At 34.3% G+C, this 8,960-nt stretch carries 10 protein-coding genes and 1 pseudogene; all 11 read left to right on the forward strand.

Annotated elements, in window-relative coordinates; translation table 11 throughout:
- Positions 1–256 precede the first annotated feature (256 nt).
- The 11 genes and pseudogenes from QZ334_RS05375 (at position 257) to QZ334_RS05425 (ending at position 8,755) form a co-directional block, all read left to right on the forward strand.
- Complete coding sequence (locus tag QZ334_RS05375; protein WP_295232533.1) at positions 257–895, forward strand: hypothetical protein; 639 nt, start codon at positions 257–259, stop codon at positions 893–895.
- Between the two features lie 15 nt (positions 896–910).
- A complete protein-coding gene (locus tag QZ334_RS05380; RefSeq protein ID WP_295232535.1) occupies positions 911–1,390 on the forward strand; it encodes a pyridoxamine 5'-phosphate oxidase family protein in 480 nt (159 codons plus the stop codon).
- A gap of 113 nt (positions 1,391–1,503) precedes the next feature.
- Positions 1,504–2,565 carry an ankyrin repeat domain-containing protein gene (locus QZ334_RS05385; RefSeq protein WP_295232537.1) on the forward strand — a complete coding sequence of 354 codons (1,062 nt, stop codon included), beginning with the start codon at positions 1,504–1,506 and terminating at the stop codon, positions 2,563–2,565.
- Positions 2,566–2,593: 28 nt separating this feature from the next.
- Positions 2,594–3,013: pseudogene (locus tag QZ334_RS05390) on the forward strand (bacteriocin).
- Positions 3,006–3,365 carry a hypothetical protein gene (locus QZ334_RS05395; protein WP_295232538.1) on the forward strand — a complete coding sequence of 120 codons (360 nt, stop codon included), beginning with the start codon at positions 3,006–3,008 and terminating at the stop codon, positions 3,363–3,365. Before QZ334_RS05390 ends, QZ334_RS05395 begins: the two are co-directional and overlap by 8 nt.
- A 47-nt stretch (positions 3,366–3,412) precedes the next feature.
- Positions 3,413–3,871 carry a glycosyl transferase family 4 gene (locus QZ334_RS05400; RefSeq protein ID WP_295232540.1) on the forward strand — a complete coding sequence of 153 codons (459 nt, stop codon included), beginning with the start codon at positions 3,413–3,415 and terminating at the stop codon, positions 3,869–3,871.
- A 43-nt stretch (positions 3,872–3,914) separates the two neighbouring features.
- A complete protein-coding gene (locus QZ334_RS05405; RefSeq protein WP_295232542.1) occupies positions 3,915–5,429 on the forward strand; it encodes an SMI1/KNR4 family protein in 1,515 nt (504 codons plus the stop codon).
- A gap of 223 nt (positions 5,430–5,652) precedes the next feature.
- The gene (locus QZ334_RS05410) at positions 5,653–6,231 is read left to right on the forward strand and encodes a hypothetical protein (protein ID WP_105089059.1); all 579 of its coding nucleotides are present in this window, start codon (positions 5,653–5,655) and stop codon (positions 6,229–6,231) included.
- Between the two features lie 126 nt (positions 6,232–6,357).
- Complete coding sequence (locus QZ334_RS05415; RefSeq protein WP_295232545.1) at positions 6,358–7,380, forward strand: DMP19 family protein; 1,023 nt, start codon at positions 6,358–6,360, stop codon at positions 7,378–7,380.
- Positions 7,381–7,480: 100 nt separating this feature from the next.
- Positions 7,481–7,966, forward strand: a complete 486-nt coding sequence (locus QZ334_RS05420; protein ID WP_295232548.1) for a prolyl-tRNA synthetase associated domain-containing protein — start codon at positions 7,481–7,483, stop codon at positions 7,964–7,966.
- Between the two features lie 21 nt (positions 7,967–7,987).
- Complete coding sequence (locus QZ334_RS05425) at positions 7,988–8,755, forward strand: antibiotic biosynthesis monooxygenase (RefSeq protein WP_295232551.1); 768 nt, start codon at positions 7,988–7,990, stop codon at positions 8,753–8,755.
- Positions 8,756–8,960: the final 205 nt, after the last annotated feature.

Here is an 8,960-nt window from a genome sequence, read left to right on the forward strand (position 1 = left end):
AGATGTGTATAAGAGACAGGTAGATATATTGGTTTTTATAATCAGTTGAGAGAATTGCCTCAGGAAAAGATTTCCTTAGATACGAGTGAATTTTATGGAGCTCCTATGATTAAATTTGCCTATCTTAATGGAATCGAGATAGAGAAATAATAGTTAAGCCCTTCGCTTATGCGGAGGGCTTTCACGATACAAACATATATAAAAATATAATATAATTAACATAAGTAGTTAAATCATTTTGAATGAGGTATATGGTATGGGATTAACCTTAGATATTGATGAAATAATGTACCAATTGAGTAAAAGGCGCCCAATTTTTCATTCAGAAGCTGACTTTCAATTTAGCTTAGCCTGGATGATTAAAGAACAATATCCAAATTGTGATATTAGACTAGAGTTTGTACCAGAATTTAATCCTAATTTACATCTAGATATTCTTGTTATAGTAGATGGTAAATGGATTCCTATTGAGCTTAAATATACGACAAAAAAATGTATTAAAACTATAAATGAAGAAGTGTATGTGTTGAAGGAGCAAGGTGCTAAGGATCAAGGTTGTTATAACTATTTAAAAGATATAATGCGTATAGAGGCATTTAGAGATAAGAGTAGTAACTTTATTGAAGGTTATACTATTAAGATAACTAGTGAGATGTCTTATTTGAAACCGCCCATAAAAGCAAATTGTACATACGCTGAATTTTCTATTAATGATGGTTCTATTAAAACGGGATGCATGAATTGGTCCGATAATACAGGAAAAGGAACCATGCGTGGAATGGAAGCACCTATAGTATTAACCGGTATGTATCCTATACATTGGAAAGAATACTCCAAAGTTGATGATACTAATAGTGGCACTTTTATGTATCTTGTAAATAGGATTAGTAAATAAAGTAGGAGACATATTATGTTTAAACCAATTCGTAAAAAGATAAATGAAATAGATCGCGCTGCTACAGAAGCATTATTAACCTCTAATCGTCGTGGTGTTTTAGCCATGAATGGCGATAATGGATACCCATATGCCATTCCCATTAATTATTTTTATGATAATGAAACACAGAGAATTTATTTTCATGGAGCCAAAGCTGGTCATAAAGTAGATGCATTAAAAGCTTCAGATAAAGTATGTTTTACAGTATATGGGGATGAGCGTATTGATGAATCTGAACCATGGGCCCCATATGTACAAAGTGCAGTTGTATTTGGGAGATGCCGTTTATTAGAGGTAGGTCCAGAATCTATAGCTCGATTAAAAGAATTTGCTATGAAATATTATCCTGATGAAGCGTTAGCTGATGAACAAATTGCTCGTAATGGTAGAGCAACTCAGATGTTTGAAATCACTATTGAACATATGAGTGGTAAACAAGTACAAGAGAAATAGTAAGATAGCCCTTCGCTTATGCGAGGGGCTTTTACTATACACTCATACTTATAAATGTAATATAATGTAATTAGTAATAATCATTTTAAAGATATAGTTCGTGGGAGAGAGACATGATAGATCTAAAGGATTTAGGTACCTTTGAATCTGTACCTGAAATAGTAGTAGATATCGTAAAAGGAAATATCGTAGCGTTAGAAAATGCATTAGCAGATGGTTGGGATATTTATAAACCTATACAATTGGGTAAGCACAGTGAGTATTCCCCTCTAGAATTGGCATTAGTAATGAATTGTTTACCTAGTGTTCAATGGTTAGTTGAACATGAAGCTAATCTAAATGAAAAAGAAAATCCTAGTTTTTTGTTAGCAGTACGGTATGGAAATAAAGAGCTTATAGACTATATCGTGGCCAAAGGTGCCAATATTCACGCTTTGAATCGTGTGAAAGTAGATGCTTTTCAGGCTGCCTTATATGGCAAGAAATATGAGAATCTACAACAGATTCATGACTTAGGCCATACAGTACAAAAATATGGCGGTAAAGCTTTCAGAAATGCCATAACAGATAACAATTATGAGGTCCTAGATTTCTTTGTCCATAGTGGTGTAGATATTAATTACAATAAGCCTGATTCTGTGTATCCTTTTAAGCCGACTCCATTATGTGTAGCTGCTCGGTACGTAGATTTACAGATGTGTAAATATTTGGTAGAACATGGCGCTGATGTGACTATCACGGAAAAGGATGGTATGCGTCCTTATAGCATTGCCATTGAAAAGGGCGATATGGAAATGGCGGAGTATTTTAAAACATTAGAGCCTGTAGAGTACCATGATAAACAAAATAAAATGGATCAATTAAAACTATTTAAACTCCCAAAAGCATTAGTATCGTTTTTAGAGGGGGATACACTTTATTTTGAATTGCCAGACTCTGATTTTATATCGGTTGAGTTTTTACCTTTACTTGATACAGTTCCATTTAAAGTGGGCCGTCGTAAACTATTACGACTATCTAAAGAGCTAGGCGAGTACAACGATTGGCAAATTGTATGGGACCCTAAGTCTAAAAAGATCGGTTGTTATGATATAGAGCATCAAGAGCTACATGAACTTTGCAAGTTTGATGAGTTTATAGCAGATATGGCAGGTCAATTAGAAACCTTATTCTAATGTATATTGTAAAGTTGAGGAGATACATATGGCAGATGCAGTTGAGAAAACTTATACAGATTGGTCAATTGATGTAGGTGACTATAGGTATGAAGGAATTACATTGAATGAGGTTGAGCAAAATCTCTACGCTATTTAGGATCAAGAGCAAGATTTTGTAGTTATATCACCAGCAAAGGCAATTCCCATAGATAATAAAATGTATAACTTTGTACAAGTTTGTAGTGATGAAGATACCGATTTATTACATATAGAGCTTAGTGTTACTAATGATGGTGAGCAGGGTGCGATAATATACGGTAAAAATGAGCTAGGCCCTCAAGAGGCATTACAGATCATAGAAGAATTTATTGCACATCATAAGGCTCCATCATTAGATGATTGGGAAGTCGTACTAGATTTAAGACCGAAGATGGAAAGCTATGTAATGGGTACAAACGATGACTAATCCTGTAATATTTGATGAACAATTAAGGCAATATACCATATCTTACGAAGGAATACAGTTTTGCTGGGATGAGAAACCAACAGATGCTAATTTAGACACAGCAAAGCTATTAGCTGTTAATTACCATAAAAATATAGATACAATTGTAACTTTCATTTATAACGAAATACGAGATTTGTATGGTGATATAACTATTGATGACGTGAAATCACGCATTGGTATGCCTATTATTGAACCAGAACGTGATGCTGTGACCTATTGCGAGCAAACCTTTGATGATACCCATATCTTTTCTTTTACATTTTGGGATGATGAATTCAAAGATTTACATTATTTTGCCATAGATGGATGATATATTTTCCATGATTTTGCTAGTATGACTTATATGTGGAGTCTATTATGTTATATACACCGAATAATATTTTGTATAAGTATATTCGCTATCGATTTAGACGGATTCAGATTCAGTGCAATATGTTATATGATATAGCACCAGAGGAAGAAGATGAGATTTGTCGTAATCTATTAAAAAAGAGAGCGAAGATATTAATTCCCGTTGGCATAGTATATTTTTTGCTTTTTGGGATTATCTTTGCTTGGTTAGTAGGAACAAGTGAGGAATTGAATCCATTAATGCAATGGGAATTAAGAGTTATAGATTATGTTATACCCATTTTAAATACCATAGATATTAAGTGGTATGCATATCCTCTAGATCTATTATGGGTGGCAATTATATTAGCGCCTATAGCGATTATAAATGCATCTCCTTATATCATTGTTTCCTATATTGTTGATACCATTTTGATACGACTTGAGGTGAAAGCTTTAATCAAAACTTATTCTATGAATGAGTAATTAAAAATTTAGATTATATTGGTTTAAACTAGGAGAGAGTATTATGAGTAATCTAAAAGACTTTGATTGGACCGGATTTTGGAATGATGTTGACTATGCCTTTGAATCCTATATTGGTAAACCGGTTACTGATAAAGATATTAAAGCAGCTGAAGCAGATCTAGGTTATACATTGCCTGCTGCATATATTGAGCTACTTAAAAACCATAATGGTGGTGTAGTAAAGAAAAATTGTTTTATTAACGATGATGACGATTGTGTATATATAATAGGAATATATGGCATCGATAGAGATAAAAAATATTCTCTTTTAGGTGAGATGGGAAATGAGTTTTGGATTTCAAAAGTAAAATATCCCCCTATCGGTGTCGTTGTAGCCGATACGATTTCTGGTGGGCATGATATGATTTTCCTTGATTATCGTGAGTGCGGTCCAACCGGTGAACCTAAGGTTGTACGGGTCGATCAAGAATGTGATTACTCCATGACTCCCTTAGCAGATAACTTTGGTGACTTTATTAAGAACTTATATTTCAATATAGAAGAAATTACGGATGAAGAGTTTCAAGAATTAAGTGATGCGGAAAAGGTTAAGCTCCTTAATGAACAAGAGGGCATCGATATTAAGCGTGCGATGGAGCTATTGACGAACATAGGCATCGATAATTTGTCCCCTATACTATTAAGCACCTTAGGACGTATGTATAACAATAATGGCCGTGCGTCAGAGGCTATCGAGTTGTTTGAACGAATCGATGAGGCACATCGTGATTGGTCTTGGTACTATCGTTGTGGTTATGCTCACGGGATGTTAGCTATTGGTGAAAGCTACGAATCTGAACATGTGCAGAAAGCATTACAGTTAATAGAGACGGGCATAAAAGTTACGAAAGAAGCTCACTTAGATAAACAGCTTGTTTGGTGCTGTGAAGTGGTAAAATATCACCTATCTAAAATTAAGCCAAAAGAGTACAAGGTGGATTATCCTTTGGTATATGAAACTATTAAGACTGTCTTTGATAAGAAAAATAGCAAAGATGCTACAGAAGGTAAAGATAATGAAGATGTTAATGAATGCGAAGAAGATAACTATCCTACATATGATGTAGTACATTGGGTATTTAATAAGCAAACATATAGCAAAGAAGAGTTTTCCAAAGAATACAATGAAAATGTAAAGAACTATGTAGATGATAATCAATCAGATGACGACGATAGATTAGAAGAACCAGAAATTCTAGTAACCTATGAAGCTTGGATTGAAAGTAAAGACCAACTCTTTGATAATGAACGTGTAACCGATGAGGAGTTACACGAAGAAGATAAAGAAGATGGTATGTGGCAGGTAGAAATCATGGCTCATCTTGTGGCGGATAATGGTACATATTTTACAAGAGAAGAATTGCTCTTTAAATTGCACAATTTGATGGCCAATAAAGAATTAGGCGATCATGTATTCTTTGAAGGCATTGAATACGAAGGCCATGAATGTGAAGGTTACGGACTTATAGATAATGAAGATGGCATACCTGTATTCTATATTGTGTGTGGTAGCTAGTTAGTATACAACATTATAAAAAAATAATAGATTAGCCCTTCGCTTATGCGAAGGGCTTTTACTATACACGCAAACTTATAACAGTAATAAAATAGATTGAATTATTATAATTTTGTGCTTTGGGCTACGTTATTTTATATGAGATTAGTTTACAATATTGAGGAATATATTATGAATAATGAAATAAAAGCATTGTTTAAATGACTACAAGGAGGATTATCTTATGATTTTTAATGCCATAAAAAACCTGTTTAACAAGGATGAGAATGCAGAGCAGATTGAATATCTTGGTACTGATAAAGATGGTAATAAAATATATGAAGGTTACTATCATGAGTTTAAGGGAATTCCTTGGGTTTTTAATAAAACTACTTATACTAGAGAAGAGTTTCTTAAGGCGTTTTATGAATGCTTAGAAGAGCATAACGTTAATCGTGATAATTTACCGCCATTAGTAGAGCCTGAAATTCTTGTGAGCTACGAAGCTTGGATTGAAAGTAAAAGTCAGCTTCACCCTAATGAATACTTATACGAAGACGATGAATTAGAAGAATACGATAAAGAAGACGGTATGTGGCAAGTTGAAATCTATGCTCGCCTTAAAGCAGATAATGGACAGTACTTTACTACTGAAGAGCTTCTTTTCAAGCTACATAATTTAATGGCCAATAAAGAGCTCGGTGATCATGTGTTCTTTGAAAATCTAGCCTATGATGACCACGAATTCGATGGTGACGATATCGATGAAATCGACGATGACGATGAAGGTACTCCTGTATTTGTCGTATGGCTTGGTAGCTAGTTAAATAGCTGTTTTTGTCATTAACTATTATTTTAAAATCTGTAACCCATAGTTTTGTGTTGTTTGTTATAATTATCTTAAGATGATTTCATATACATATTTGTGCTATGAGGGGACGTGTATTGTATGTCTTTAAGTGTTGAACAGTTTTTATCTTTGCCTGATGCTGAACAGTTACAAACTATTAAAGATCTTAATGATAGTGGAAACGTAAAAACTATTATTGATGTGTTAACTAGTGTGGGCATAGAAAATTTATCTATACCTCTGTTAGGTGAGCTTGGTAGAGCTTATAACAATAATGGCAATGAAAAAGAGGCAATTAAGGTATTAGAGTCTATTGATGAAGCGCATCGTGATGCAGTTTGGTATTATCGTTGTGCCTATGCGTATGGAGCTATTGTTTTAGATAATAATGAAGCATACACATCGGATACTATGCAGCAGATGCTAAGGTTAGTAGATCGGGGTGTACGGTTAGCTACGGAATCGGAACTAGATGATATAAAATCGTATTGTTTTGAAGTCATGGATATGTGCTATATGCAAATGGACTTTGAAAAATGTGAAGCTGATTATCCTGATTTATGTGCTGCCTATAATGAGTATGTAGCAGCTAAAAAGAAGAAAAGAGAAGGTGTACCTCGTCATCGTACTATCACTGTTGAAGAGATACAAGCTACAGACGATATGTGGACCATTAATGAGCCAATGTACTGGACTATCAATATATATGGCTCATATGATGATTATTTAGAATCTGCAAAACCTTTTACTGTAGAGCAACGCTATCTCAATGCTATATCCTGGTACTTCGCAGAGGTTAATAATGGTGGACATCATCAGTTCTTCTATAACTCTACAGGCATTGTATGGGAGGATGCTCTTGCTGGATTACGCCTCTTTAAGATGGATACATTAGCAGATAATTTACAATCCGTAATCGATTACTTTGGCGGTTCTATTCCATTTGATCGAGCTGAGCGATGGACTATTTTACAAGACTGGGAGAATGAAGAGGATTTGTTCGATTTTCTCGATAAAAAAGATGATGTAGTCTATGAATATGATGGAATCTATGAAGATATATTCGTACATGAACATCCCGAATTATTTGTATTTGATGGTTCCTATAAAGTTCCAGAATAAATTTGGTGGGATAATTAGATTATATAATTAGGTTATATAATAGCAATATGACTATAAATATTACTTTCATCAAGCATAAGCTATATATTAGAGGTTTTACATGTTAGATAAACAAGGCGTATATGATTGTTTGCGTGACCATCATATCGAGTTTGAAGTTACGGATCATGCACCGCTATTTAGTATGGATGATAAGCCAAATGTGGAGTTGCCATATCCTGAGTGGGATGCGAAGAATTTATTCATTCGAGACCACAAGCGGGAACACTACTATCTGATTACTGTTCGTGGTTCTAAGCGTGTAGATCTAAAACAGTTTCGGAAGGACCATTATCTGAAAAAGATTTCTTTTGGTTCTGAAGAAGAGCTATGGGATATATTAAAGATTAAACCAGGTCACGTATCTCCATTCTGCTTGCTCCACGATGAAGACCGTAAGGTACATTACTATATTGATGCGGATTATAAAGATAATCTAATCGGTATCCATCCAAATCAAAATGACGCTACTGTATGGCTACAAGGAAAAGACTTAGTTAAATTAATTGAAGAACATGGTACAATAGTAGAATATATTACATTGTAATTTAGTCGAATCGGAGCATGTATGAATAGAAAATTATTAAAACGTATCCTTGTCACATCTGCTATTGCAGTATTAGGCGTAAGCACATCCTTTGCGGCTCTTGTTATGGAACGTGATGAAGGTTTAGATACAGCACCTAGTGTAGGTATGTATCGCTTCCAAGTACCTGCGGAATTACAAGGTGCATATAATAGTACGGGCGTAGCTAACTTAACTGCTTCTATGGAGAAAGAGCCTAACACATTATCTATGAATGTAGCTCATGTAAAGGGAAATCCATCTGAGTCTTATGTAGTAGAAATCTATAAAAATTTAGCGGCTGTTGAGACACATCGTAAATCTGATCAGTATCAAGCCTTTGTTAATGAAGTAGGTTCTAAATTAACAAATCGTAAAATGTATGATGTACAGTCTGTGCTATTGTTTGAGAAAAAAGATGCTTTATCTATCGTAAATGACGGTAAAGCTGTGGTGACATTAACAGAGTTTAATGTTGATAGCAATGATATCGATACAGTACAACGTCAATATCAACTAGATATAGAACGTGCTGTTCGAGACGATGCGGGTTATAAGGCCGGTTATGTGCTTCGTGAAAGAAATGCAAAGAATCATTGGTATGTGATCCAAATTTATAGTGATCAAGACGCACTTACTAAACATTTAAATAGCCCAGGCTATCGATTCATGATGAGCCAAATTCAAGGTAGTCTACAAAATATTACCACCAAAGTATTAGATGGGGATATACTCGTTAACCATGGTGGTCAAGCTTTTGTAAGACCTTAGTATTGGATATAATATAATTACGACTACAAATACAAATATAATTACAGTAAAGTTACTGCTAGCATATGCATATGTATGTGCTAGCAGTTTTTTTGTTATATCTTGAATTGCAATAAGTAATGCGACAAAATTAAATCAATTTTTTAATCTCATGTTTAAACATGTCAAATGGTGTTTTAAACCCAAGGCATTTTCTAGGTCGATT

Source organism: Veillonella sp., from assembly GCF_019414865.1.
Taxonomy (GTDB): domain Bacteria; phylum Bacillota; class Negativicutes; order Veillonellales; family Veillonellaceae; genus Veillonella.